Annotated in this window: 24 protein-coding genes; 13 read left to right on the top strand and 11 right to left on the bottom strand. The window is 68.7% G+C overall.

Annotated features, from left to right (window positions below; all coding sequences use genetic code 11):
- Window positions 1-155 precede the first annotated feature (155 nt).
- The 3 genes from OG587_RS29085 (at window position 156) to OG587_RS29075 (ending at window position 3,064) form a co-directional block, all read left to right on the top strand.
- Window positions 156-1,481, top strand: coding sequence for an erythromycin esterase family protein (locus tag OG587_RS29085; RefSeq protein ID WP_329080728.1), 1,326 nt, complete (start codon window positions 156-158; stop codon window positions 1,479-1,481).
- A 239-nt stretch (window positions 1,482-1,720) separates the two neighbouring features.
- Window positions 1,721-2,230 (top strand): ArsR/SmtB family transcription factor, encoded by a 510-nt coding sequence (locus OG587_RS29080; RefSeq protein WP_329080726.1) that lies wholly within the window; start codon window positions 1,721-1,723, stop codon window positions 2,228-2,230.
- A gap of 30 nt (window positions 2,231-2,260) precedes the next feature.
- Window positions 2,261-3,064, top strand: coding sequence for a M23 family metallopeptidase (locus OG587_RS29075; RefSeq protein ID WP_329080724.1), 804 nt, complete (start codon window positions 2,261-2,263; stop codon window positions 3,062-3,064).
- Between the two features lie 617 nt (window positions 3,065-3,681).
- Here the strand turns inward: OG587_RS29075 and OG587_RS29070 are convergent.
- A complete protein-coding gene (locus tag OG587_RS29070) occupies window positions 3,682-4,803 on the bottom strand; it encodes a DUF1648 domain-containing protein (RefSeq protein WP_329080723.1) in 1,122 nt (373 codons plus the stop codon).
- Complete coding sequence (locus tag OG587_RS29065) at window positions 4,800-5,201, bottom strand: GntR family transcriptional regulator (protein ID WP_329080721.1); 402 nt, start codon at window positions 5,199-5,201, stop codon at window positions 4,800-4,802. Before OG587_RS29065 ends, OG587_RS29070 begins: the two co-directional genes overlap by 4 nt.
- Before the next feature lie 59 nt (window positions 5,202-5,260).
- On the opposite strand from OG587_RS29065, the gene OG587_RS29060 reads away from it, so the two are divergent.
- From OG587_RS29060 to OG587_RS29050, 3 genes are read left to right on the top strand one after another with little or no spacing between them, the layout of a single operon-like run.
- Window positions 5,261-5,977: an ABC transporter ATP-binding protein gene (locus OG587_RS29060; protein ID WP_329080719.1), complete on the top strand. Its 717-nt coding sequence runs from the start codon at window positions 5,261-5,263 to the stop codon at window positions 5,975-5,977.
- Window positions 5,974-6,768: an ABC transporter permease gene (locus tag OG587_RS29055; RefSeq protein WP_329080717.1), complete on the top strand. Its 795-nt coding sequence runs from the start codon at window positions 5,974-5,976 to the stop codon at window positions 6,766-6,768. Before OG587_RS29060 ends, OG587_RS29055 begins: the two co-directional genes overlap by 4 nt.
- Window positions 6,769-6,800: 32 nt before the next feature.
- The gene (locus tag OG587_RS29050) at window positions 6,801-7,163 is read left to right on the top strand and encodes a hypothetical protein (protein ID WP_329080715.1); all 363 of its coding nucleotides are present in this window, start codon (window positions 6,801-6,803) and stop codon (window positions 7,161-7,163) included.
- A 483-nt stretch (window positions 7,164-7,646) separates the two neighbouring features.
- Here OG587_RS29050 and OG587_RS29045 read toward each other — a convergent pair whose 3' ends face one another.
- Window positions 7,647-9,029: an MFS transporter gene (locus OG587_RS29045; protein ID WP_329080714.1), complete on the bottom strand. Its 1,383-nt coding sequence runs from the start codon at window positions 9,027-9,029 to the stop codon at window positions 7,647-7,649.
- 105 nt (window positions 9,030-9,134) lie between these two features.
- On the opposite strand from OG587_RS29045, the gene OG587_RS29040 reads away from it, so the two are divergent.
- Window positions 9,135-9,428 (top strand): ArsR/SmtB family transcription factor, encoded by a 294-nt coding sequence (locus OG587_RS29040; protein WP_329080712.1) that lies wholly within the window; start codon window positions 9,135-9,137, stop codon window positions 9,426-9,428.
- Between the two features lie 222 nt (window positions 9,429-9,650).
- Here OG587_RS29040 and OG587_RS29035 read toward each other — a convergent pair whose 3' ends face one another.
- Window positions 9,651-10,586: a GbsR/MarR family transcriptional regulator gene (locus OG587_RS29035; protein WP_329080709.1), complete on the bottom strand. Its 936-nt coding sequence runs from the start codon at window positions 10,584-10,586 to the stop codon at window positions 9,651-9,653.
- Window positions 10,587-10,806: 220 nt separating this feature from the next.
- On the opposite strand from OG587_RS29035, the gene OG587_RS29030 reads away from it, so the two are divergent.
- Together OG587_RS29030 and OG587_RS29025 are read left to right on the top strand one after the other, a co-directional pair.
- Entirely contained in the window at window positions 10,807-12,462 is a 1,656-nt protein-coding gene (locus tag OG587_RS29030) for a serine hydrolase (RefSeq protein WP_329080708.1), read from the top strand.
- Between the two features lie 146 nt (window positions 12,463-12,608).
- The gene (locus OG587_RS29025) at window positions 12,609-13,211 is read left to right on the top strand and encodes a class I SAM-dependent methyltransferase (RefSeq protein WP_329080706.1); all 603 of its coding nucleotides are present in this window, start codon (window positions 12,609-12,611) and stop codon (window positions 13,209-13,211) included.
- A gap of 66 nt (window positions 13,212-13,277) precedes the next feature.
- Here OG587_RS29025 and OG587_RS29020 read toward each other — a convergent pair whose 3' ends face one another.
- The 4 genes from OG587_RS29020 to OG587_RS29005 form a co-directional block, all read right to left on the bottom strand.
- Window positions 13,278-13,799 (bottom strand): hemerythrin domain-containing protein, encoded by a 522-nt coding sequence (locus OG587_RS29020; RefSeq protein WP_329080704.1) that lies wholly within the window; start codon window positions 13,797-13,799, stop codon window positions 13,278-13,280.
- A 517-nt stretch (window positions 13,800-14,316) separates the two neighbouring features.
- Entirely contained in the window at window positions 14,317-15,309 is a 993-nt protein-coding gene (locus OG587_RS29015) for an Acg family FMN-binding oxidoreductase (RefSeq protein ID WP_329080702.1), read from the bottom strand.
- 14 nt (window positions 15,310-15,323) lie between these two features.
- A complete protein-coding gene (locus tag OG587_RS29010) occupies window positions 15,324-15,986 on the bottom strand; it encodes a CBS domain-containing protein (protein WP_329080700.1) in 663 nt (220 codons plus the stop codon).
- A gap of 188 nt (window positions 15,987-16,174) precedes the next feature.
- Window positions 16,175-17,029, bottom strand: a complete 855-nt coding sequence (locus OG587_RS29005) for a universal stress protein (RefSeq protein ID WP_329080698.1) — start codon at window positions 17,027-17,029, stop codon at window positions 16,175-16,177.
- A 260-nt stretch (window positions 17,030-17,289) separates the two neighbouring features.
- Here OG587_RS29005 and OG587_RS29000 point away from each other — a divergent pair, with 260 nt between their 5' ends.
- Entirely contained in the window at window positions 17,290-17,964 is a 675-nt protein-coding gene (locus tag OG587_RS29000; protein WP_329080696.1) for a pyridoxamine 5'-phosphate oxidase family protein, read from the top strand.
- Between the two features lie 84 nt (window positions 17,965-18,048).
- On the top strand, window positions 18,049-18,189 hold the full coding sequence (locus OG587_RS28995; RefSeq protein WP_329080694.1) for a hypothetical protein: 141 nt from the start codon (window positions 18,049-18,051) through the stop codon (window positions 18,187-18,189).
- Here the strand turns inward: OG587_RS28995 and OG587_RS28990 are convergent.
- A complete protein-coding gene (locus OG587_RS28990; RefSeq protein ID WP_329080692.1) occupies window positions 18,155-18,388 on the bottom strand; it encodes a hypothetical protein in 234 nt (77 codons plus the stop codon). The two genes, OG587_RS28995 and OG587_RS28990, sit on opposite strands and share 35 nt — an antisense overlap.
- 386 nt (window positions 18,389-18,774) lie before the next feature.
- Between OG587_RS28990 and OG587_RS28985 the strand changes: the two genes are divergently transcribed.
- Window positions 18,775-19,932 carry an erythromycin esterase family protein gene (locus tag OG587_RS28985; protein WP_329080690.1) on the top strand — a complete coding sequence of 386 codons (1,158 nt, stop codon included), beginning with the start codon at window positions 18,775-18,777 and terminating at the stop codon, window positions 19,930-19,932.
- Window positions 19,933-20,230: 298 nt separating this feature from the next.
- Here OG587_RS28985 and OG587_RS28980 read toward each other — a convergent pair whose 3' ends face one another.
- Window positions 20,231-20,845, bottom strand: coding sequence for a DoxX family protein (locus tag OG587_RS28980; RefSeq protein WP_329080688.1), 615 nt, complete (start codon window positions 20,843-20,845; stop codon window positions 20,231-20,233).
- A gap of 603 nt (window positions 20,846-21,448) precedes the next feature.
- Here OG587_RS28980 and OG587_RS28975 point away from each other — a divergent pair.
- Window positions 21,449-22,207: an AfsR/SARP family transcriptional regulator gene (locus OG587_RS28975; protein WP_329080687.1), complete on the top strand. Its 759-nt coding sequence runs from the start codon at window positions 21,449-21,451 to the stop codon at window positions 22,205-22,207.
- 50 nt (window positions 22,208-22,257) lie between these two features.
- On the opposite strand, the gene OG587_RS28970 is transcribed toward OG587_RS28975, so the two are convergent.
- A complete protein-coding gene (locus OG587_RS28970; RefSeq protein ID WP_329080685.1) occupies window positions 22,258-23,679 on the bottom strand; it encodes an MFS transporter in 1,422 nt (473 codons plus the stop codon).
- Window positions 23,680-23,740 lie beyond the last annotated feature (61 nt).

Genomic DNA, 23,740 nt, shown 5'->3' with positions numbered 1-23,740 from the left:
AGCCTCCATCAGACCCGGACCGCTTCAACTCCACTCGGTCGTGACCGAGTGGGGCCGACTGTACTGCCGATCCTCCAGGTGGCCAGATGGTGCTCAGCGCACACGGCCGACATCCTGAGGGACCGAAAACACCCGATTCATAGGGAGAAAATCACATGCGTAATGCGTCTCGACGACGCCGATTCTTGTCATCACCGGCCGCCGCGTTGCTGATGGTCGTGACCACGGTCGCCCTGGCGCAACCTGCCACGGCCGGTCAGTACGACCCCGTACCCGACTTGCGTTCCAAGGCCGAACCGCTGCGCTCCACGGCGCCGTCCGGCAGTCTCGGCGACCTTCGCCCGCTGGGCCAGGCGATCGGCGATGCCACGGTGGTGGGGCTGGGCGAGGCCACGCACGGAACGCACGAGTTCTTCACGTTGAAGCACCGGGTGTTCCGTTACCTCGTCGAGCAGAAGGGGTTCACGACCTTCGCGCTCGAAGCCAGTTGGAGCGCCGGCCTGCGGCTGAACGCATACGTGCTCCACGGAAAGGGCGATCCAGAGAAGATCATCAAGGAGGAGTTCGAGAACCCGGGGATGTGGAGCGTCCGGGAGTACGTGGAACTCGCCGAGTGGATGCGCCGCTACAACACCCGCCACGCGAAGAAGGTCCAGTTCATCGGCGACGACGCCAACTACCCGGAGGTGGGCGGGCAGCTCATCAAGCAGGTCACCGAGTACGTACGGCACCATCAGCCCCGCCTCCTGCCCGAGGTCGACGCCCGCTACCGGAAACTGCGCCAGGTCAAGGACGCCGACGCCTTCCTGGCCCTGCCGCTGACCGAACGAGAGGCCCTGGCCGCGCAGGCCCGTCAGGTCGTGGACCTCATGCAAGGGCATCCGGCAAAAGACCAAGACAGGCGTGCGCGGGCCGTACAGGACGCGCGTTCCATCGCCCAGAGCGCCACGGCGTTGTCTTTCGACACCAGCGATCCGCAGCAGGTGGGCGAGGCGCTGCTCTATCGAGACAAGATCATGGCTGACAACGTCGCATGGTGGCAAGGGCACACGGGAGCGAAGATCCTGCTGTCGGCACACAACGTGCACGTGGCCTACGAATCGTACGACGCGAAGCTCTACCCCAAGGTGCAGGGCGCCTTCCTTCGCGACCGGTTCGGCGCCCGTTACGTCAACGTCGGGCTCACCTTCGGGCAGGGGGCGTTCAGGGCGCAGGACGAGAAGGGCCAGTGGAGGACCGTCAAGGTCAGCCCCGCAGCGGAGGGAAGCAACAATCAGGTCCTGGAGGGGGTCAGCTCGTCTGACTACTTCCTGGACATGCGCACCGTATCCGCTCCCGCCCGCGCTTGGCTGGACACGCCCCGCAGTACGCGCGACCTCGGCAGGGTCTGGCCCGAGCACGAGCGCATGGTTTCGCTGGGGAAGTCCTACGATGCGCTGATCTACCTGCACACGACCACGGCAGCACACCCGTTGTCGTAGCGCACAAGGCCGTGTAGTCAATATCAGAGATGGGCCGGTTCACGAACCGGCCCATCTCTGTGGTGATGGCGGTGAGGGCTCCGCGGGTGGCCGTGCGCTGGACAGGGTCCAGGAAGAGATCAGCCAACGGCCTCCATGTCCTGATCCTGCTTGAGGGTATGCGGCGCACTCCCGATCGTGCTGCCCCTGCATGCGCTACATCAATTTGCACAATATTCGTAATTACGTAAACTTTAACCATGGAACTCGATGAGCGTGTCACAGAGCTCGAGCGCCGGCTCGCGGCGCTCGAGCGGAGTGAGCGTGAACCGCAACCCGGCGCCGATACTCCCGATGACGGCTTCTGGGCCCTGAAGGGGCTGAAGGCGGCGCTCGCCCGCGAAGGAGCCGCCAACGGCGGCGTGCTGTTCACCGGGGCGATCACGCTGCCGACGGGCGAAGATTTCGAATGGCAGAACGCCCGTCCCGTCGACGCACTGCTCGATGAGGACTGGTCCGGTGCCGCCGAATCGTTCGCCGCGCTCGGCAACGCCGTACGGATGCGCCTGCTCCGCGAGATCCTGGGCGGTCGCCGCACCGTCGCCGAGCTGGCCGCGCTCGAAGGCCTGGGCACTACCGGCCAGGTGTACCACCACCTACGTCAACTGACCGCCACGGGCTGGCTGCGCACCGCTGGGAAGAGCCGCTACGAAGTTCCCGCGACGCGCGTGGTCCCGATACTCGTGGCACTCGCCGCGGCCCGCCCCTGAACCTGCCTCTCACACTTTCCCGGGGTACCCGTGCGTAAGACATCCATCATCCTTTCCCGCATCTGCCTGGCCATATTCGTCGCGCAACTTCTGGCGGGGTTCATCTTCGACTTCTCCTGGCTTTGGGGCTGGATCCCCCTAGTGCTCGCCCTCGTGCTCCGGTTCGTGGCGACCCGGCAACTCGCCACCCACGCGAATACGGCCCGTGAACCCATTGAGGTCGCCCCACCGGTCACCGGACGCTGGTCGGCCCTCAACAGCCCGGCCGACAAGGTACCCAGCCACGGGGTCCACGACTACGGCCAGGCGTACGCGATCGACATCGTCGCGGAACCGGAAGGCCGGACACGCCTCGCGTTCGGCTGGTGGCCCATCGTCCGCCGCAACCGCGACTTCCCCGCCTTCGGCGCCCCACTCCTGGCCGTCGCCGACGCCACCGTCGTATCCGCCGTCGACCACCACCGCGACCACCTCAGCCGCAATTCCTACCCCGCACTGCTGTACTTCCTGTTCGAAGGGCTGGTTCGAGAGATCGGCAGTCCTGGCACAGTCACCGGCAACCGCATCATCCTCGACCTCGGCGAAGGCACCTACGCCATGTACGCACACCTTCGGCGCGGCTCGCTGGCCGTACGCGAAGGCGAGCGTGTGCGCCAGGGCCAGCCGCTGGCCCAGTGTGGCAACTCCGGCAACTCCACTGAGCCACACGTGCACTTCCAGCTCATGGACCACCCCGACCTGGACCTTGCCCGCGGCCTACCGTTCTCCTGGCACGGCATCGGCGTTCCACGCAACGGCGAGATGTTCTCGGTGGAGAACGTGCCGACCTCGTAGCTTCTCGCTGGGGGACCTCCGATGGTTGTGCATGGACCCTCATAGGGCATTACGTGAAACAGGAGGCTCCACGCACAAGATGCTCCGCACTGATCGATGAAAATCCGCAAATCATCTAACGCGAACTTGGACTCTCGGCCCCACAGGCAGGGGTGTGCTGTTCCTTCTCCTCAATTTGCCCAATCCCTTCGGTGTACCAGTGTCCTACGTACAAGGGGAGTGGCCCGATCGGGCCACTCCCCTTGCTTGTTCTCATCTCATGACGACCGTGGTACGAACAAACGATCGGACCTGCCCGACAGGTGATCTACACGCTATGCACTGTCCTGTGGCCAGTGATCATCAAATACCTGACAAGTTGCCACTCTCGGTGTCCGCGGCAGACTCGAAGGGAGGATGCCCTAAGGCTTGGTGAGCGACGCACACCTTCACCGTGGAGATCCCCCTGACTGCGGCAGTGGCCACTCGGTGGTATCCGTCGATGACATCTGCCGCGCGGCCGCGGTCGAACACGAGCGCAACCGGCTGGGCCGCATCGGAACCCGGGGCTGTCCCTGGGCCTGATTGCTGCTGTACGGGTGGACGATGTCGATCCGGCGCACAGGCCTGCGTCGATCTCAGCCGGCGGTCAGGGGGACGATTCCGGTGGCGGACAGCAGAGCGATGACGAGCAGGGTGGCAAGGACCGCCCAGGTGATGGGGTGACCGAGGTTCATCGTCCAGTTGGCGCCGCCTGCCCGTTGGTGCACGAACAGGGCCGGGTCGGTGCGGTTGGCGTAGACGAACCCTCCAAGGCGCCAGTACCGGTCGTCGTCGCGTTGCACGAGGGTGGAGTCTTCGGCCTCCTCGCCCGGCTCCGCTGGCAGCCGGTGCCCGGCCTGGCCGACGCGGAACTCGAAGACGATCCAGGCCGCCAAGGCGAGGCCGAGGGGCAGGTAGGTGACGACGGTCACGATCACCGAGGGCGGCAGGATCTCCCAGAGTTGCAGGGCGATGACGAGCGCGGTCAGGTTCGCGCATGCGGTGGTGGACATGATGAGCCTGACCACGCCGGTGAGGTATGCGCGGTAGCGGCGAGCCGAGCCGGCGGGGCGGGCGGCATCGAGCTCGGGGCGGGCGCGTGTCAGCCCGGCGGCCAGCAGCGGCATGAGCAAGGTGAGGGCGGCCTGGACCAGGACGGGGGCGAAGGCTGCCGGCCACGTGGTGCTCATGCGGTGCGCGGTGTCCACGCCCATCCCTCGCTGGGCGGGCAGGGTCGCCGGTAGCTCGCCGTAGCGCGTGATCCCCACGGCCGCGGTGGCGATCAGGACGAGGACGGCGGGCGCGAGCCACGCCCAGGGCACGCGTACGGGATCGGTGCGCAGCGTGGTGTCGGCGATGGTGCCTTGCCGGCTTCCGGCATACCAGTTCCCGCGGCTCTTGGCCGCCCGTACCTCACGATGCGCCAGGTAGTAGGCGACCGCGTCGGCCACCACCAGGACTGCCGGAATGAGGATCAGCATCGGTTCTGGACCGCGGATCAGGATCAGCGGAACCGACGCGAGCAGGCCGAGCGCCCCCAGGCCGAGGACGCGGCGTGTGTAGATGCGGCGCTGTTCGATGATGGCCTGGTCGGTGGTGCGGTGGGGAGGAACCCGTACACCGAACGGCAGGCTGGGGCGCGCCAGTGCGGGCATCGCCCACGCCGCCGTTGTGACCAGCGCGATGATCAGCAGGCCGGCGGCGACCAGCGTGGTCATGTCAATGATCCCTTCGGTGGGGCGAATGAGTCCAGCACGGTGTCGACGCGTTGCTGGACCTCCTGCGGGTGAAGTCCTTGGGCGACGGCCTCGGCGAGCAGAGTGCGTAGCCGGCTCTGCCATTCGTCGGGAAAGGTGGCTTCGGGAGGGCCGGACAGTGGATCGCGTCGCACCACGGCGCCGCTCTTGCGGTTGATCCGGATGAATCCTTCCTGCCGCAGCAGGTCGTAGGCCTTGTTCACGGTGTGGAAGTTGATCGCCAGATCTACGCCCAACTGCCGGGTGGAAGGCAGTGCCGCGCCGGCGACCAGGACGCCGTCGGCGATGGCTTCCACGATCCGATCCCGGATCTGCTGGTAGATCGGAACCTCGCTGTCGAGATCGAGTGTCAGTTGCACAGCACCTATGGTACCTGTTATACAAGAAATAGAACAGCTACATGAGATGGGACAATCCAATGACGATGTCGAACCGCCTTGAGGTCCGCGGTCTGACCAAGCATTTCGGCCAGGTGGCCGCCGTCACCGATCTGAGCTTCACGGTGGAGCCCGGGGCGGTAACCGGCTTTCTGGGCCCGAACGGCTCGGGAAAGACCACGACCCTGCGCATGCTCCTGGGACTGGCCCGGCCCACGTCGGGCACCGCGACGATCGGCGGCAGGCGGTACACCGACCTTCACCACCCGGCTCGCACGGTCGGCGCCGTTCTCGACGCGTCGAGCTTCCACCCCGGGCGTAGCGCGCGGAACCATCTGCGCGTCTACGGCGACATGATCGGCTGCTCTGAGCGCCGGATCGACGAGGTCGTGGACCTGCTGGACATGCCGGAGTTCGCCGATCGCCGGGTCCGTGGCTTCTCCACCGGGATGCGGCAACGACTCAACCTCGCCACCGCGATGCTGGGAGATCCCCCGGTGCTGGTGCTCGACGAGCCCAGCAACGGACTCGATCCGGAAGGTATCGCCTGGCTGCGCCACTTCCTTCGCGCGATGGCCGCCGAGGGCCGCACCGTCCTGGTCTCCAGTCACGTGCTGAGCGAGGCCGAGCAGATGGTGGACGAGGTTCTCGTCATCCGTCGCGGGCGGTTGATGGCCGCCGGGCCGTTGGCCGGTCTGACCGCCGATGGATCAAGCCTCGAGCAGGCGTTCCTGCACCTGACGGGAGGTGCCGCATGAGGCGGCTCATCAAGGCGGAGTTCCGGAGACTGCTCACGACGTCGCTGTGGAGATGGGGGCCGCTCGCCGCCGTCATCTGCGGCGGTGTCCTGGTCGGCCTGGCCACGCTGGCCGGGCCGGAGAACTTCGAGCCGCCGATGCCCGGCATGACCACCGAAGAAGGCGTCCGAACGGTCCTCAGCCTGATCGGCCTGACCGTCATCGTCCCAGCCCTGTTCGGCGCGACCGCTGTGACGTCGGAGTACCGCCACAAGACGATCACGTTCACCTTCCTGTTCGCTCCCCGGCGGCACACCGTGCTGGCCGCGAAACTGCTCGCCTACGCGGTCGCCGGAGCGGTCTACGGCATGGTGGTTACCGCATCCGCCGCGGTCGGTCTATACGGCGGAGCCGCACTGCGAGGAGTGACCATCGGCGCCGAACCGGGAACGGTCGCCGAACTCCTGCTCCGCCTGGCCGCCGCCATGACCGTCTACACCGTGCTCGGCGTCGGGATCGGAGCGCTGCTGCGCAACCAGACAGCGGCCCTGGCGGTCCTGGGCCTGTACCTCTACATGGTTGAACACGCTCTGGCTCTGATCCCCGGCGTTAATCTCATCTATCCCTACCTGCCGGGCGGGGCTACCGCGGCGCTGACCGACTTCACCCTGATCAGCCAGGCCGCGGCACAGATCTCCGTCGCCTCGGCCCAGCTCCTGTCACCTCTGCTCGGTGCGCTTGTGCTGGCGGCTTACGCCGTCACGGCCGCCGTGTTGGCGATCGCCGCACCCATGCGCCGCGACGTGATTTAGTCCCCTATCCGCTAACTCATTAGGAAACCTTCATGGCACACATCCACTCGACTCCCACCCACCTCGTCGTCCAACTGCAGGGCCTTCGCCAGATGTTCGGGAGATGGCGTCCCCTGACCATTCCGTGGACACACGTCAAGGGCGCCTCCATCGATGAGCGCGTTGCGCGGTCGTTTCCCGGCGTCCGCTGGGGTGTCTCCTCCCACATCCCCGGCGTCATCACGCTTGGATCCTTCCGGCGGGATAGGCACCGCCACTTCTGGGACGTCCGAGACCCACGAAAGGCCGTCATCATCGAGCTGACGGACGAGAAATACGACCGCCTCATCCTCGAGGTAACCGATCCCATTGCCGCCGCGGCCGCCATCAACGAACGACGGTTGTCGTTGGGCTAACGATCTTCGGTCACGAGTTTCTGGAGGTTTGTGTCAAGCTTCACAACGCCCATCTTCCCCAGGCGCAGTCGTCGATACGGCGGATGATGATCTTGCGTGCCGCCCGAGGTCGTGGGGTGAGCTGAGGTTGATCCCGAGCAGCTCCTTGATCAGCAACATGACCCGTGACAGGGTCCGGCGCTGATCGGCCCAGCCACAAGCGTCCGCTCCATCCTGGTCATCGTCTGGCACCTGCTCAACGATCCCCACTCCCGACTACCTGGACCTGGACGCCGACTACCACACCTGAAAGATCGACGAAGGCAAGAAGTCCCGCACGCACATCCGCCAGTTGGAAGCCCTCGGGTTCACCGTCGCCCTGCCCCAGGCCGCCTGACCCCTACCACCGCCCACCAACCCCAACCGATCTTCACCGGCCGGGGTCCGCTGCCGCGCGCCCGGCTGAACTGCTTATTTACCGGTCAGAAGAGAGAGCACCACGGTTCAGGCGGGGATCGGCTCGGCGGCCCGCCGCTTGGCGAAGGTGAGGGCGACGGCGGCACCGAGCAGCATGCCCGCGGCCGCGATGAGCACCGCCGTGCGCATCCCCGCGGCGAGCGCGGGCCCGGTGGCCTCGCCCACCCCACCGGCGGCGACCAGCACCGCCAGCCCGAGCGCCGCGCCGACCTGAAGCGCGGTGGAGGCCATGCCGGAGGCGACGCCCTGCTCGCCCGCCACCACGCCGGTGGCCGAGGCGATCCACATGCCGGTCCAGGTGAGACCCTGGCTGACGCCCGCCAGGACGATGCCGGGCAGCACGCCCCAGTACGAGCCGTCGGCGCTGATCCCCGTCGCGAGCAGCGCGGTGCCCGCCGCACCGCCGACGGTGCCGGTGAGCAGGGTGGCGCGCATCCCGATCCGGCCGGCGAGCCGGCCGCCGAGCTGCGTGCCCAGCGCGATCAGCAGCGACGGCACCAAAAAGGCCATCCCGGTCGCCACCGCGCCGTACCCGAGCACGGTCTGGAAGTAGACGGTCAGGAAGTACGGCAGCGCGTTGAAGGTGGCGCCGAAGACCAGAATGACCGCGATGGCGGAGCTGAGGCTGCGGTTGCCGAACAGCCGCAGCGGCATGAGCGGGTCGACGCCGGCCTTCTCGACCGCGACGAAGGAGGCGAGCAGCACGGCGGCCAGCACGAAGCCGACGGTGACGAGCGGGGAGCTCCACCCGGACTCGGGGCCCTGGATGAGCGCGTAGGCGAGCAGGCTGACGCCGCCGGTGGCGAGCACGGCGCCGGGGACGTCGAAGCGGCGGTCTCGCGCGCGGGGCCCGTCGGCGGGGAGCAGCAGGTACGCGCCGGCGATCGCGGCGACGGCGAGCGGCACGTTCACGTAGAAGACCGCCTCCCAGCCCCACGCTCCGGTCAGCAGGCCGCCGAGCAGGGAGCCGAGGGCGAGCCCGCCGGCTCCGGCGCCACTCCACACCGCCAGTGCCCTGTTGCGTGGCGCGCCCTCGGCGAACCTGGTGTTGACCAGCGCCAGCGTGGCGGGGAACAGCAGCGCGCCACCGAGCCCCTGCACGGCGCGGGCGGCGACGAGCACCCCGGGGTTCTGCGCCAGCCCGCCCGCCAGCGAGGCGATCGCGAACAGCGCCAGCGCGGCGACGAACATCCTGCGGTGCCCGAGCAGGTCGGCCGCGCGACCGCCGAGCAACAGGAATCCGCCGTACGCGACCGCGTAGGCGCTGGCCACCCACTGCAGGGTCTGCGAGGAGAAGCCCAGTTCGTTGCCGATCTCGGGGAGGGCGACGAAGACGATGTTGAAGTCGAGCGAGGTGATGAGCTGGGAGAGTGCGAGCAGGGCGAGGATCAGGCCGGGTCGGCTTCTCATGTCCGCCTTCATACGATAGTTCGGGAAAGTCGTACAGTTCGCGATCCTCGTACAAAGGTCGGCCACCCGTCAAATTACTGTTCGAAGATTCCGTACAATGGGCTCATGCTGCATCCGTCACGTGACCAGATCCAGCTCGTCGAGGTGCTCGCCGCGCTGGGCCATCCGGTGCGCGCCCAGATCGTGCGGGCCCTGTCCTCGGGCGAGGAGCGGTTCTGCGGCGCGATCGTGCCGGACGTGCCGAAGTCGACGTTGACGAATCACTGGCGGGCCCTGCGGGAGGCCGGGGTCATCTGCCAGCGGCCGGAGGGGCGCAAACTGTTCATCAGGTTGCGCCGGGAGGACCTCGACGCCCGCTTTCCCGGCCTTCTGGACCTGCTGATGGCGGAACCGTCCTGACCCACGCCTCCGCGTATCCGCGGTTGGGGCGGGTGGTGTCGTTCACGTCGGCCGGGGCGGAGGTGGAGCGGGCACGGCGCCGCACTCAGGGTGAGCATCATCTGCCGGCGCCGGCGGTGTGGCCGAAGTCCGACCGACGACCGGGGTGCTTTCCGAAGATCGCGGACATCCCGCCGATTGTGGTCGCGCACATTCGCGGGGCTCCGACGTCAGCCGACGAGCTCAGGGCGAGCACGGACTGACGATCAGCGCATCGCGTTGCGCGGAGCTCAGGCGGTCAGACCTCGGGGTGATGGCGTACGCGCCGCGCCCGACCTGCTCCACGGTGAGCGGGTCAGCGAGGATCGGACGACGGCTGATCGCGTCCAGGGCGTCGGCCGCCCGCCTGACGGGCCAGTCCAGTGCCGTGGCGAGTTCGTCCACGGTGAGTGGCCGGGCGGCGTGCACCAGCGCGGCCAGCACTGTCAGCGCGTCGTGCACGACGGCGTCGGTGAGGCCGCTGCCGTTCATCTGCTCGCTGATCCAGGTGAAGAACTGAGCCATTCGGCCCAGCCGGGTGCCGGTGGGCGTGCCGGCGCCGAAGATCTCGATCCCGTGCCGCGCGGCCGCCGCGACCTCGGAGTGTGCCCCGGTGTCGGCTTTGAACGCCCGGAGCCAGACGTCGTCGACGACGACGTACCGCTCGCGGCGGCCGGAATCCTGGGTGCGCCTGACCAGCTCGATCGCCTCGAGGTAGCCGATGGCCTTGGACACCGACGCCGGGCTGACCCGTAGCCGGCGTACGAGCTCGGCGGACGTCAGGCCCCCGGAGTCGGAGGTGAGCAGGCAGACGAACACGCGAGCGGGCATCCGGGGAAGGCCGGTCCCGACCAGCAGCGTCGCGAACTGTTCCACGAACCCGCGCACGGACTCGGTCGGCCGCCCGTCGGCCGGTGGCTCCGCGGCCTGAACCGGTCCGCGGCGGCGGGCGCGCCGCCCGGCGGCCTGCTGGGCGCGGTCGGCCAGGTAGCCGCCGGGCGCGCTGTTGCGCGCCACCTCGCGGCTGATCGTGGATGTGGGTCTGCCCAGCCGCCTGGCGATCTCGGCGTATCCCAGCCCTTCGGCCAGCCAGATCGCGATCTGGCGGCGATCCTCGTGGCTCAGCCTGCCTCCGGGCATCGGCTCACCCCCTGTCGGTTCGGGTTCACGGGTGCGTTCACCAACAATACATTGCAACGGCCGGTTGGCGCGGATTGCATTTATCAACAATGCTGTTGCAACGATTGGCATGAAAGCCCAGGTTCGAAGCGCATTATTGGAGGTATATCGTTGACGATAATTGAAATGCAACGTAGCCTTTTCCTGCTTGGAAAGAATCGGACAGAACGAGGAACCCCTTATGGCAAGAGCGTTGGATGTGACCCGGATTCGAGCTCGCGTCTCCGAGCTGCTCGCGGAGTACCGGATTCCGAGTGCCACGATCGGCGTCCTCAGCGACGGGAAGATCACCGACTTCGCGGTCGGTGTCAAGAACATCTCCACGCGGGAGCCCGCGACGACCGACACCGTCTACCAGTGCGGCTCCGTGTCCAAGACATGGACCGCCCTCGCCTTCATGCAGCTCGTCGACGAGGGGAAAGTCGCCCTGGACGAGCCGGTGCGGACCTACCTTCCTGATTTCCGGGTCGCCGACCCCGACGTCAGCGCCAAGGTCACACCCCGCCATCTCCTCAACCACACCAACGGCATCGAGGAGAACTACGGAGATCCGGGCGAGGACGACGACGTGTACAAGCGCATGGTGGAGAACATCGCCGGCGCGGGTCAGGTCCACCCCTTGGGCCACACCCACGGCTACAGCGCGGCCCTGGGCTACGCGATCCTCGCCCGCGTCATGGAGGTGAGCGACGGCAAACGGTGGGACGACATCATGAAGGATCGCCTGTTCGACCCCTTGGGACTGACCTCGACGAGCAGCCGTCGTGAGCACGCGGACCGGCACCGGGCCGCGACCGGATACCTGATCCGATCCCTCGAAGAGGGCCCCGTCCTCTCACCGCTGGATCACCTGCCGCGCTCCTTCGGCCCCGGAGGCAACGTCAACACGACAGCCCGGGAACTGCTCACGATGGCGTACGTCTTCCTCAACGAAGGAAAGGCGCCGAACGGGACCAGAATCGTCTCACCCGGCATCATCCGCGAGATGACGGAGTCGCGGGTCCCCGTACCTGACCCGTACATGTTCGGGCCGGAATGGGCACTCGGCCTCATCGTGTGCGACTGGCACGGCCAAACCGTCTACGCCCACGACGGCAGTGCGGTCAGCCAGAGCGCCCGCCTGCGGATCCTGCCGGAATCGAACATCGCCGTCTCGATGCTGGCGAACGCCGGGCCGCGCGACAGCTTCTACCGGAAGGTGTTCAACGAAATCCTGGCCGACCTCGGCGCGGTCACGATCCCCGACCTGCCGGAGCCCGACCCGACCCTCGCCCTCGATCTGTCCAGGTACGAAGGCTCCTACGAGCGCCCCGGCACCCGCTACCAGGTGGCGGCCGAACGCGGAAAACTCCACCTCAAATTCACCCTGAACCGCATGGAGGCACAACTCCTCAACAAACCAGAACAGCTCGACTACGAGCTGTCCCCGATCAGCGAGACCCACTTCTTGATGCCTTCGGACGATCCGCTCGAGGACCCTCAGACCGTCGCGATCTACGACTTCAAGAATGGTGCCGCACAGTATCTTCACATCAATTGCCGAGTGAATCCGAGAGTCAACGAGGAGAGTGCCACGATGCACGTCATGACTGTTTCCACGATTTCCGACAAAGACGGTTTCTGGGATTCCCTGAAGAAGGCGTACGGCCGGCTTCCCAAGGGTGCCAAGTGGACGCTGGCGGTGGCGAGCACCGACGGGACCAAGGCGGTGAACGTCATCGTCCACGACTCGATCGACGGCGTCAGGAGCTTCTTCGAGGATCACGCCGGCCCCTTCGCCACCACGGAATACTTCGAGGCCGACGCGTCCAACGCGGTCGGCCTCCCGACGGCGTAGCCGCTCCTCGCACCGGCGCCCGCCCAGATCGCGATGGCGACGCACCGTTCGGATCCATACGACCGTTGCCCTGCCCAGGGGTACGTGCGGTCCTCGCCCACCACGTTCAGGCCGCCCGCGACCCGGGTGTTCGGCAGAATGATCACATGACGGTGAAGAACGGCAGTCGATGGAACCACAACATCCATTACCACCCCCGCGTTCTCCGGGCGGTCCCCGATGGCGCCCAGCATGCCCTCGACGTCGGCTGCGGCGAGGGCATGCTCACCCGTGAACTGCGGCGGGCCGTGCCGCACGTCACCGGCATCGATCTTGACGCGCCCAGTATCGACCAGGCCCGCGAGCACCCGGACGACGTCGGCTACATCCTCGGCGACTTCCTCGCCCACCCCTTCGAGCCCGCCTCGTTCGACGTCGTCGCATCCGTGGCCACCCTGCACCACATGGACGCCGCCACCGGACTGGCCCGCATGCGCGACCTGCTGCGCCCCGGCGGCGTCCTGGCCGTCATCGGCCTCGCTCGCAGCACCATGCCCAACGACCTGCCGCGCGACCTGGCCGGCGTCGCCGCCGGTATCCTCCATCGCGCCGTGAAGGGCCACTGGGAGCACCCGTCTCCCATAGTGTGGCCGCCGCCGGTGACCTACCCGCAGATGCGAGCGCTGGCCGCCGAGATCCTGCCGGGCTCCCGGTACCGCCGCCACCTGCTGTTGCGCTACAGCATCACCTGGCGCAAACCGCAGGCCTGAGCAGATCCGGCCGGCCAGGCCGATGACGCGGTGCGCGGCCCCTGGAGAACCTCACCGGAAAGAGGCTCACGCCCCGTCCTCGTCGTCGATCAGCAGGAAGTCGGGCCGGTTCTCGCGCCATTCGGGCACGTCCATCGAGTTGAGCACGGAGATCAGCTTCTTCTCCTCGTAGATGAAGTGCGTCTGCATGATCGCCGACAGCGCCCCCACCTCCTCACGCACCTTGGAGGCCGTGGCCGGATCCGGTTTCTCCGGGAGGGACTCGAGCAGTTTCCCCAGGTTCCCCAGCAACCAGTCCAGCTGGTTGTGGTCGGCGCGCAGGTCGGAGAGCACCTTGCGCAACTCGGGGAACTCCTCGGCGATCGCCGGGAACGCGCCCCTGTCCTCGCCGGTGTGGTGACGCGTCAACGCCGTGCAGAAGGAAAGGCAGTGGGCACGCAGGTCCCGCGGCGGAAGCCCCCTGCCGTCGAAGTAGTCATCGACGCTGTCCTGGAGGTCTTCCAGCATCTCGCGAAGCCAGATGTGCACTTCGAGCAACTGTGTGCCCAGGGCGGTGAGACGGCTGCCCGCCTCGGAATGTGCGTTCATGCTCTTCCTTCGGATGGGTTGCTCCGCCCGGTGTCCTCGAGGTCCGGGAGAGGCGGCCGACCGGCACCTCGCCGGGGAACGCCGCACCGGCGCGGCCGGTCATGGCGGCCGCCGCACCGATCGGCCCCGGACCGGCCCGGTTCGGATCTCATACAACGCGCTTTGTGTATCACGCTTTGTCATGATGCGCCTTCTCCAACGCCGCCGCCGGGGAACGGCGGCCGTCCCTCCCCCGCGGACGGTCACCCGGCACCGGCCTCACCCGCAGGGCCCCGCGGAGATGTCGCCCTGCCCGGTCACCCTCCCGGCAGCGGGACGCGGTGAGGCCCCGGTCACCGTCCGGGGAAAACCGGAGCCCGCCGTCCGGCTTCGGCCCGGCGACCTCCGAACACGTCCGGCTTCAGCCCGGCGACCTCCGAACACGTGCGGGAGCGGCGCGAGCACCACCGGCGCACGGGCAAACCAGCCGCACCGCCTCCGGAGGCCTTCCAGGCGCTTGGCCCCACCGCCCGTTCGGTCAGCGTTCTTCCAGCACCTCGGTGACCGGCCGCCGAATTCCCCTGCCGGCGTCGAAGGTGATCCCCAGACGCATGATCATCTGGGGGTACTCCTGCGAGCACAACTCCTGCCGCAGGAACTCCCGCAGATGGAACATCTCCAGGGCCTGGGTGTGGAAGGCCGCGCTGAGACCGTGGACGGAGGCGCGCAGCAGAACACGCTGCAGTGCCTGCCCGGCCGTGATCCAGTCCTGGCGGGAGTCGCCCTTCGTGGTCAAAACCGCCACGACACCGGTGGAGACGGAGAAAAACTGGTCGGCGTCGCTACCCCAGGGATGGCCATGGGTGTAGTCGCGCTGGGCGAAGTGCGGGTGGGTCCGCCGGGGTGCGCGCGGATAGCCTTCGGCCGGAACCCCGTCCCCGCGGGGGCTTCCCGGCGGCCGCCCCCAGCGGATCAGCTCCAGCGACAGCAGCCGGTCCTGGGACTGCACGTCCTGGGCCGCGCAGGTGATCGCGGCGAGCACCCGGACGGCCGCCTCGGAACGAACCGGCGTCAACCGCGCCCCCTCGCCACCCGCCTCGGCCACCAGCGCCTCAAGAAGAGGTTCCGGAACGGGCAACCGCGTGAAACCGGCCCGGTGGGTGCGGCGACGCTCGATCTCGGCGTACAGCAGCCGGGCGTTCACGTCGGCGGCCACCGCCGCCCCCGGCCGCACCGTGGCCAGCAGGGCCGGGCGGTCGGGATCGGGCAGTACGCGCACCCGCGGCTCGTAACCGAGCGCGCGCAGCGCGAGCCGCACGTTCATCAGGGCCGCGCCGCAGCTGATCAGCAACTCCCGGCCGGCGGGGTCACAGAGTCGCAGCTTCCTGTCGCTGTCGGCACGCAGCGCGATCTCATCGCCGTCGACGCCGAAGGACCACGGCTGGGTGTTGTGCACCGACGGCGCCCACGTGGCGGCCCGGACCGCCCTGCGGACCACTGAGGTGATCTCCTCGGTTGTGCGGGCGTTCATGACTTTCACCCCTGTCACAGGAACGGCGGAATGGGAGCCAGGTCATCGGATCGGCAGGTGAGGGCGTTCTCGACGTCGAGGACACCATCGATCTCGCGGACCGCCGCGACCAGACGGACGATCTGCGACCGGAAGGCGATCCGACCCCTCAGCGCGACCACCCCCGCCTCGACGCCGACGGTCATCGTCTCCGGGTTGACGCCGAGCCGATCACAGACCGCGGCGACCTCTCGTTCGATCTCCCCGGCCGGGCGGCTGAAGACCCTGAGCAGATCGCTCAGGTGAACGGTGCCGACGATGCGCCCGGTGACCGCGTCGATCACCGGCAGCTGCTTGATCCGATGCCGGTGCATCAGCCGCGCCGCGTCCCGGACGGCGGTGTCCCTCGTGACGACGATCGCGGGGATGGTCATGATCTGCCTGGCCGTGCCGCCCGCGGCTTTGCGATGCTCCTGACGTCTCTTGTGACTGTCGAAGACGCCACCGGTGTACGCGCCGGAATCGGTCTCCTTGAGCAGGAGATCATCGTCGGCGACCACACCGACAGGGCGATCGTCGGCGTCGATGACGGTGAGCGCGCCGACCTTGAAGCGCCGCATGGCGTCGACCATCTCGGTGAACGTCGCCTCCGGCCGCACCGCGATCGACGCGCCCCCCATGACTTCCCTGACCTTCATGACGAACCTCCTCACCACAACGATCGCAAAGCGGTCCGGAGGGCGTCAGCGGCGAAAGTCCCCCGATCGAAAGGACTTATGGTCTGTTCCGCGGCGAGATGGCACCCCGGCCGACGCACGGGCGATCGCGGCGACAGCTCCGGCAAAGGCGCGCCCGGTGTGGTGTGCGAGCGGTGGCGGGCGGGCGGTCAGGCCCGGACCACGGCGACGGGACAGCGGGCGTGGTGCAGGACTCCGTGACTGACCGAGCCCAGCACCGCCGAGCCGAACCTGCCCAGCCCCCTGGAGCCGACGACGACCAGGTCCGCGGCGGCCGAGGCCTCACAGATGACACCGACCGGATGCCCGCAGACCAGCGTCCGCTCGACCTCGACCTGCGGATACTTCTCCCGCCACGGGGTGAGCGCGTCCGTGCAGACCTGCCGTTCGGCGGCGAGGAGGTCCTCGACCAGCGGCGTGTAGACGAGGGCACCCGGTCCCACGACGGGCATCTGCCAGGTGTGGATCGCCCGCAGCCCGGCGCCGCGCCGGGCGGCCTCCTCGAAGGCGTACTCCAGTGCCACCGCCGAATGATCGGAGCCGTCGAACCCCACGACGATCCGGCCACGGGTCCGCTCCGGCATACCCCTGACGACCACGACCGGGGTGTCCACGTGCCCGGCCAGAGCCAGAGAGACCGACCCGAGCAGCAACCCGGCGAATCCCCCCAGCCCACGACTGCCCAGCACGACCTGTTCCGCCTCCTCGGCCTCCCGCCGCAGGACCCCGGTCACCCCGCCCGCCTCCAGCAGGGTGTCCACCTCCAGGTACGGAGCACGCTCACGCGCCAGCGTGGCCGCGTGTTCCAGCACCCCCTGGCCGTACTCGGTGACGGAGTCGCGAAAACCCGGCGGGGTCTGAAGCGGAATGTCACCGGGCCACGGCTCACACACGTGAACGATCTTCAAAGCGCAACCACGCCGGACCGCGTCATCGGCGGCCCATTCGACCGCACCGTCCGCCGGAGACGAGCCGTCCACGCCCACCACCACATGCGCTGCCATGTCAACCTCCCTGGGTTCTCCCTCCCCCCATTCGACCGGTCGGCGGCGTTTTCCGCAGCGCCCCAAAGGCCCGTCCACCAGGGACCTTCGGCCCTGTTCCCTCCCCCTCACCCCGCCATAGCGTCTCCGGTGAAAGACATCCCCGGAGGCCACCCGCGGCCCCGCCGCCCGCGCAGAGATCCGAGAACACCGCGGCGACACGAAACCGGCCTCCGCCGAACGATGTCCACCTTGGATGTCCACCTTGAAGGGAGAGTCCCATGGCTGAACGTCTCGCCGCTCCCGGCGACCTCGGCCGCCGGATCACCAGACGACGCGAAAGCCTCGGCCTGGGCCGGGAAGAGCTGGCGAACCGCGCGGGAATCAACACCTCCTACCTCGCCTACGTGGAGCAGAGGGCGGCCGCACCCGCCATCGAGACCATAGAGCGCCTGGCCTCCGCCCTGGACACCAGCACCGCCGAACTCCTCGGCGCGACCGTCGACCAACCACCGGGGCAGGGCCGGGCCGCCCCTCACCCCGAGTTGGAGAGCCTGGAGGCGAAGGAGTGCCTGCGGCTCATCTCACCCGGCGGGGTCGGCCGGCTGGCCTTCGACGACCTCGACGGCCCGACGATCCTGCCGGTCAACTACATCCTCCACGAGGGCTGCGTGATCTTCCGCACCGCCTTCGGCGGCCCGTTCGACGCGAACCTGAACACCGGCCTGAAGGGGGTCGAGTTCAAGGTCGCCTTCGAGGTCGATCGGATCGACGACGCCAACCGTGAGGGCTGGAGCGTCCTGCTCCGCGGCGGCGTCCACCACGTCTCCACCGCCGAGGAGCAGGCCGCCGTGACGGCCTTGAGCATCCAGCCCTGGGCCGGTGGCGACCGCGAGCTCTACGTCAAGATCACACCTGCCGAGATCACCGGCCGCCGCATCCGGCACAACCCGTGATCCGCACCGGGAGGGCCGCTCGAATGATCACCCACCCCAGGCCGTTCCCTCCCGTCCGGCACCTTCGATTCCGCTGAGGCGGAGATGCACCATGTCGCCGTCAACGACGTGATGACCCTGCGCGAAGACACGCGGACCGCGCTGCGGACGACCTGGCAGGTCAACGGAGTCGTCGACGTGATCGACGAACTCACCTGGGAGCGGGGGGAACGCGGCCCAGCGTGAGGTAGGCGATCGGGCCGAAGGGCTGGATGAGCAGCGACGGCCACCACAGCGCCTTATGGCCCCGGACCTGCCCGGCGGGCCTGGACCACAGGTCGGTGGCCGCCGTGGCGGTGAGCAACAGCTCCACGGAGGCCAGCGTCAAAATCGCCGCCTGCTGCCGGCCGGAAAGGTCGCGCCAGCGTCTGCGCGTACGTGTCATGAGTCCTCCTTGGTCGAGGGCGGCACAGGCTCGATGCGAAACAGTGGGGGTCCGCCCCTCGCCTGGCTCCATGATGATGACGATACGAGCGCCGGAAGACGGCATGTCACCCGCTCGGCGTTCATCGTTCGTCGTTCATCCGAGACGAGCACTGCCGCAGGCATCGGTGGCGACCCCGTGACGGCCACGACCTTCTGACCCGTGCCCACCCTGCCGGATTGGACGCCTTTCTCAGGAGCGCCACCACCGGCCCCGCGGCCTCGCTTACATTCGGATCAGGGTCCGCCGACCTCACGGATACATCGCCGATTGAGGGTCCGTCGCGGTGGAAGCAGGCGTTTTCTCGCCAAAGTTTACACCGAAAGTTCAACGATACCGTTGAGGGCATGGACATCAAGGACACAGCCCGGCCACTCGACGGCGCGGGCGTCTCGGCCTTCCTCCGATCGCTGCCCGCCCGCCCCCTGCTGCTCGGCCTGGGCGAGGCCAGGCACTTCGTGGGGGAGCTGGGCGAGGTGCGCAACGAGATCTTCCGGCACCTCGTCGAGCACGAGGGCTACCGGTCGTTCGCGATCGAGAGCGACTGTCTCATGGGCCTGGTCGTGGACGACTACGTCACGACAGGCACGGGCACGCTCGACGACGTCATGGAACGCGGCTTCAGCCACAACTTCGGCGCGTTCCCGGCCAACCGCGACCTCGTGCACTGGATGCGGACGTACAACGAGGAGCATGAGGAAAAGCTCCGGTTCTTCGGGTTCGACGGCCCCCTGGAGTATTGGGCGGAGAGCCCGCGCCAGGCGCTCACCGCCCTCTACGCCCTCCTCGACGGCCTGCTCCCCTGCACCGAGGAGACCCTCGACACGCTGCTGGGCCCGGACGACCGGTGGGCGAACGAGGCCACGGCCATGGATCCGTCCCAGTCGATCGGCCGGTCCGCCGACGCCCAGCGGCTGCGGCTGATCGCCGACGACCTGGTGGCACTGCTCGACACGCAGGCGCCGCGGCTGAGCGCGGAGGACAGGGAGCTGGCGGCACTGTACGGGCGCACCGCCACCGGCCTGCTCCGCTACCACTACTGGATGGCCGACGCGTCCCCGGCACGGTGGGCCCGGCTGTCGGCCCTGCGGGACGCGATGATGGCCGGCAACCTGCGTGCCGTCGCGGAGCGCGGCCCGGCCCTGGTCTTCGCCCACAACATCCACCTGCAGCGGAACAAGAGCCTCATGCCGTTCGGTGACCAGCGGCTGGAGTGGTGGAGCGCGGGGGCGATCACCGAGGCGCACCTGGGCGAGCGGTACGCCTTCCTGGCCTCGGCCCTCGGCACGGTCGGCGACGACGTCCCGCCCCCGGACACCGTGGAGGGCATCCTGTCCGCACTCCCCTGGGACCACTCCCTCGTCGACGCCCGCCACCTGGCCGAAGCCGTCGCACAGCCGAGCCCGCGCATCTCGCGGGACCACGCCTATTTCCCGCTGGACCCGGCCCACCTCGACATGATCGACGGCATCGTCTTCCTCAAGGAGACCGTCAACCGGGACTGACGGCGCACGGCTGTCGGCCCGGCCGGACAGCCGTGCGCACCATCCATGCCCGCCCCCGCCGCGAGCGGATCCTCAGGTCCCCGGGCGCCCGCCGCCTTCCGGCTCCGGCGCGCCGGGCGCGTGACGGAGATCCCGAAGATGACCGTCCGCGACCGGGCCGCACCACTCCGACGGGCCTGAACGTTTCCGGGTACGGCCTCACGGTGACCGCGAGGCCGTACCGCTCTTCCCGGCCCGCGCGAAAAGACCCGCTCCCCCCTGCGGGGAGCGGGCCTCGTGTTGTCCGCGGACGGGGTGGTCATCGGAGGATGGGGTGGCGGCGCACCAGGGGGGTGGTGGCCCACCAGGTGCCGATGCCCCAGGTGGTGCCGGCGCCGGTCAGGGCCAGACCGGTCAGGACGATTGCGTAGATGAGGTGGTCGTCGATGAAGGGGTTGGTCTCCAGGGGCAGTGCGGCGGCCCACATCAGGACCATCATCAGGCCGCCGGCGACGGCGGCGACGCGCAGGCCCGCACCCAACAGGAGGGCGGTGCCGACTCCCAGCAGGCCGAGCATGAACAGCCAGTCGACCCACCCCTGTCCGGCCAGGGCGCTGAACACCCCGCCCAGAGCGTTCTCGCCGGTGCCCTTGAGGAAGCCGGTGGTGGGACTGGCCCCGTTGATCCAGGCCCGCTCGGCGGGAGTGGCGAACCCCCAGCCGAAGACCTTGTCCACGAACGCCCACAGGAAGACCCAGCCCAGGCCGATGCGGGCGACCGCCCAGGCGTAGTCGACCGGACGCCTGGCGGCCCGGCGCTCGACGGCCGAAGGCTCGACAACCGGTGCGGGGACGACCTGTGCGGGAACGGCCTGTGCGGGAACGGCGCCCGTTACCGGTCCGGTGTGAACGTCGTATCCGTGAGTGGTGGCCATGACGGCTCCCCTTTCCCTGGTGCTCCGTGGTGTTCGGCGGTCTTGGTGACGTCCTCATCACACCGTTTCCCGAAGCCCGGCCACAGTGCCGTACGGACCGCGTCGCGGCCTCGAACGTCCCTCCCCCTCGGGACCTTCGGCCCTGTCGCCGACCGAGCGCGCCGTCAGGGCCGCAGGGCCGTCTCCGGGAAGACCGACACCGGTGTCGGTGCGTACGGGTTGAGCAAGGAGAAAGTCCTCCTTTAGCCGCAGGGACGATGCTGCATGCGCATCGCGGAGCGTTGAAGGGACGCCATGGGCCGGCCGGGCCGCCTCGCGGAGCGGGCTGGACGTACGAGGGGACGGCACACACCCAGCCGAATTCGCGGACGTCGTCCCGGCGACGAGCCGACGGACCGTCACCGGCCAGCTTCCGCGGCGGCCGGTTCGCCGGGCGCGTCGTGGTGATCGGCGGAGACGGTGACTACGGCGACTACGCACCCGGTGGTGGGGTCGTACGCACTTCCGCTGATGGCAACCGGCTCATCCATCGCAAGAATGGCGCCAGCCGGCAAAAAGGATCGATCACCACTTGATGCCAGGCTCAAGCCACTCGGGAGACAGATGAGATACGAACTGCTCGGGCCACTCCAACTGGTGGACGAGAGAACGCACACGGTCAACGCGCCCAAGGTGGAGACCTTGCTGGCCGCCCTGCTGATCCGCGCGAACCAGCCGGTCTCGACGGATGAGCTGATCGACGAGTTGTGGGGAAACGCGCCGCCCCGGCGGGCCCATGCCGCGCTGCACGTCTACATCTCCCATCTGCGTAAGAACTTCGTCCAACCGGCGGTCGACGGCGCGACGATCAGGACCCACGCGCAGGGGTACCTGCTGGAGGTCGAGAAGTCGTCGGTCGACGTGTTCCTCCTTCGGGCGCTGCACGCCGAGGGGCGGGCCGTGCCGGAGACCGATCCGGAGCGGGCGCTGGACGTCTCCGCCGCCGCCGCCGGCCTGTTCCGCGGGCCGGTCCTGACGGGGATCAACAACGGGCTCATCGTGGGCACCTTCGCCCGGTGGGCGGAGGAGGTGCGGCTGGAGTGCCTGGAGACGGTCGCGCGCTGCTCGCTGCGGCTCGGAAGGCACCGGGAGCTGATCGGCGACCTGTCGGCGTGGGTCGAGGAGTACCCGCTGAACGAGAATCTCCGCGAGCACCTCATGCTGGCCCTCTACCGCTCCGGCCGGCGGGCCGAGGCGCTGGAGGTCTTCCAGTCCGCCCGGCAGGCGCTACGGGAGGAACTCGGCCTCGATCCGCGCAGGACGATGCGCAGGCTGCAGTTCGCGATCCTCGAGGCGGACACCGACTACGCGATCGCGGGCTGAGACACCGGCACCGTCCCCCTCGCAGGACGGTGCCGGCGCTGACGTCCCGCTCAGCCCCGGGCCGGTTCGGTCCGGCGCGCCCCGGGACCGAACCAGAAGAGCAGCGCCACCACGAGGGCCAGCGCTATCGCCGCGCAGGCCCAGGCGAACACCGACGAGATGTTCTCCGCGATGCCGCCGCCTCCGGTGAACGGGATCAGCAGGGCCGCCAGGCCCAGCGACCCTCCGACGGTCAGTGCCGTCTGCAGCAGGCCGGCGGTGACGCCCGCGTACTCGGGCGGGGCGGTGGTCAGAATGATCATGTTGAACGGGATGATGGCCACGCCGACGCCGAGTCCTATGACGACGAGCGCCGGGAGTACACCGGCCAGGTAGGTGCTGTCGGCGCCGAGGCGGGTCAGCCACGCCACCCCTGCCAGTACCACGACCAGGCCGAGCACCGCGCGGACCTGCAGGCTCACGGCCGCGATGTGCTTGGTGAGCAGCTGGGTGACGACGAGCAGCGCCAGGCCGAAGGGCAGGATGGCCAGCCCGCTCCGCAGCGCGTCCAGCCCGAGCACGCCCTGCAGGTACTGGACCAGGTAGATCAGAAAACCGGTGAGCACCGCCGCGAGCAGCAGCAGGCACAGGAGGGCTCCCGCCCGTTGCCTGCCGGCGAAGACCACCAGCGGCAGAAGCGGCTCCTCGATGCGCCGGTCCCACACCAACAGCGCCGCCGCCATCACGACCGCCACACCCAGTGAGATCAGGGCCCCGGTCTCGCCCCAGCCGTTCTCGGCGGCGCGTACCAGCCCGTAGACGGCGGCGGTGACGGCCACGGTGCCCAGCAGGGCGCTCAGCAGGCCGAGCGGGCGCGGCCGGGTGGCCTCGTCGCGCAGGCCGAGCACCTTGACGGAGAGGGCGATGATGAGCAGGCCGATGGGCACGTTGATCAGCAGACTCCAGCGCCAGTCCCCCGCCCAGGTCAGCACGCCGCCCAGGACCATGCCGGCGGAGGCCCCCAGCCCGGCGACGGTGGAGTACAGGCCGAAGGCGCGCTGCCGGCGCTCCCCTTCGAAGACGATCGCCAGCAGCGCCAGGCCGGTCGGGCCGGCGATGGCCGCGCCGGCACCCTGCAGGACCCGGCCGAGCAGCATGACCTCCAGGTTGGGCGCGAGACCGGCCAGCAGCGAGGCCACGACGACCAGCCCGATTCCGGCGAGGAAGACCCGGCGGTGGCCGAGCACGTCACCGAGCCGGCCCGCGAGCAGCAGGAGCCCGCCGAAGGCGAGGAGGAAACCGTTCGGCACCCACGACCCTCCGGTGATCGAGAGTCCCAGGTCGGACTGCAGGGTCGGCAGCGCGACGTTCACGATGGTGCCGTCGAGCTGCAACATGAACTCCGCGCCGACTATCGCGGTGAGCGTGAGGGCCCACGGCCGGGCCGGGGCGTCCCGGGCCGGAACGCCGTCGGAGACGCTGTCGGTACTCATGAAACCTCCAAGGCCGATCACCCGGACACACCCTGAGGAACCCTCAGGTTAGAGGCCGGAA

Source organism: Streptosporangium sp. NBC_01469, from assembly GCF_036227305.1.
In the GTDB taxonomy this organism is placed as follows: domain Bacteria; phylum Actinomycetota; class Actinomycetes; order Streptosporangiales; family Streptosporangiaceae; genus Streptosporangium.
This window is presented reverse-complemented; position numbering and strand designations above follow the sequence as displayed.

Excerpts from the sequence above, each read along its gene's own strand:
- OG587_RS29085 (WP_329080728.1), top strand. The coding sequence starts at position 156 with ATGCGTAATGCGTCTCGACGACGCCGATTCTTGTCATCACCGGCCGCC.
- OG587_RS29080 (WP_329080726.1), top strand. The coding sequence starts at position 1,721 with ATGGAACTCGATGAGCGTGTCACAGAGCTCGAGCGCCGGCTCGCGGCG.
- OG587_RS29070 (WP_329080723.1), bottom strand. The coding sequence starts at position 4,803 with ATGACCACGCTGGTCGCCGCCGGCCTGCTGATCATCGCGCTGGTCACA.
- OG587_RS29060 (WP_329080719.1), top strand. The coding sequence starts at position 5,261 with ATGACGATGTCGAACCGCCTTGAGGTCCGCGGTCTGACCAAGCATTTC.
- OG587_RS29055 (WP_329080717.1), top strand. The coding sequence starts at position 5,974 with ATGAGGCGGCTCATCAAGGCGGAGTTCCGGAGACTGCTCACGACGTCG.
- OG587_RS29050 (WP_329080715.1), top strand. The coding sequence starts at position 6,801 with ATGGCACACATCCACTCGACTCCCACCCACCTCGTCGTCCAACTGCAG.
- OG587_RS29045 (WP_329080714.1), bottom strand. The coding sequence starts at position 9,029 with ATGAGAAGCCGACCCGGCCTGATCCTCGCCCTGCTCGCACTCTCCCAG.
- OG587_RS29040 (WP_329080712.1), top strand. The coding sequence starts at position 9,135 with ATGCTGCATCCGTCACGTGACCAGATCCAGCTCGTCGAGGTGCTCGCC.
- OG587_RS29035 (WP_329080709.1), bottom strand. The coding sequence starts at position 10,586 with ATGCCCGGAGGCAGGCTGAGCCACGAGGATCGCCGCCAGATCGCGATC.
- OG587_RS29030 (WP_329080708.1), top strand. The coding sequence starts at position 10,807 with ATGGCAAGAGCGTTGGATGTGACCCGGATTCGAGCTCGCGTCTCCGAG.
- OG587_RS29025 (WP_329080706.1), top strand. The coding sequence starts at position 12,609 with ATGACGGTGAAGAACGGCAGTCGATGGAACCACAACATCCATTACCAC.
- OG587_RS29020 (WP_329080704.1), bottom strand. The coding sequence starts at position 13,799 with ATGAACGCACATTCCGAGGCGGGCAGCCGTCTCACCGCCCTGGGCACA.
- OG587_RS29015 (WP_329080702.1), bottom strand. The coding sequence starts at position 15,309 with ATGAACGCCCGCACAACCGAGGAGATCACCTCAGTGGTCCGCAGGGCG.
- OG587_RS29010 (WP_329080700.1), bottom strand. The coding sequence starts at position 15,986 with ATGAAGGTCAGGGAAGTCATGGGGGGCGCGTCGATCGCGGTGCGGCCG.
- OG587_RS29005 (WP_329080698.1), bottom strand. The coding sequence starts at position 17,029 with ATGGCAGCGCATGTGGTGGTGGGCGTGGACGGCTCGTCTCCGGCGGAC.
- OG587_RS29000 (WP_329080696.1), top strand. The coding sequence starts at position 17,290 with ATGGCTGAACGTCTCGCCGCTCCCGGCGACCTCGGCCGCCGGATCACC.
- OG587_RS28995 (WP_329080694.1), top strand. The coding sequence starts at position 18,049 with ATGCACCATGTCGCCGTCAACGACGTGATGACCCTGCGCGAAGACACG.
- OG587_RS28990 (WP_329080692.1), bottom strand. The coding sequence starts at position 18,388 with ATGACACGTACGCGCAGACGCTGGCGCGACCTTTCCGGCCGGCAGCAG.
- OG587_RS28985 (WP_329080690.1), top strand. The coding sequence starts at position 18,775 with ATGGACATCAAGGACACAGCCCGGCCACTCGACGGCGCGGGCGTCTCG.
- OG587_RS28980 (WP_329080688.1), bottom strand. The coding sequence starts at position 20,845 with ATGGCCACCACTCACGGATACGACGTTCACACCGGACCGGTAACGGGC.
- OG587_RS28975 (WP_329080687.1), top strand. The coding sequence starts at position 21,449 with ATGAGATACGAACTGCTCGGGCCACTCCAACTGGTGGACGAGAGAACG.
- OG587_RS28970 (WP_329080685.1), bottom strand. The coding sequence starts at position 23,679 with ATGAGTACCGACAGCGTCTCCGACGGCGTTCCGGCCCGGGACGCCCCG.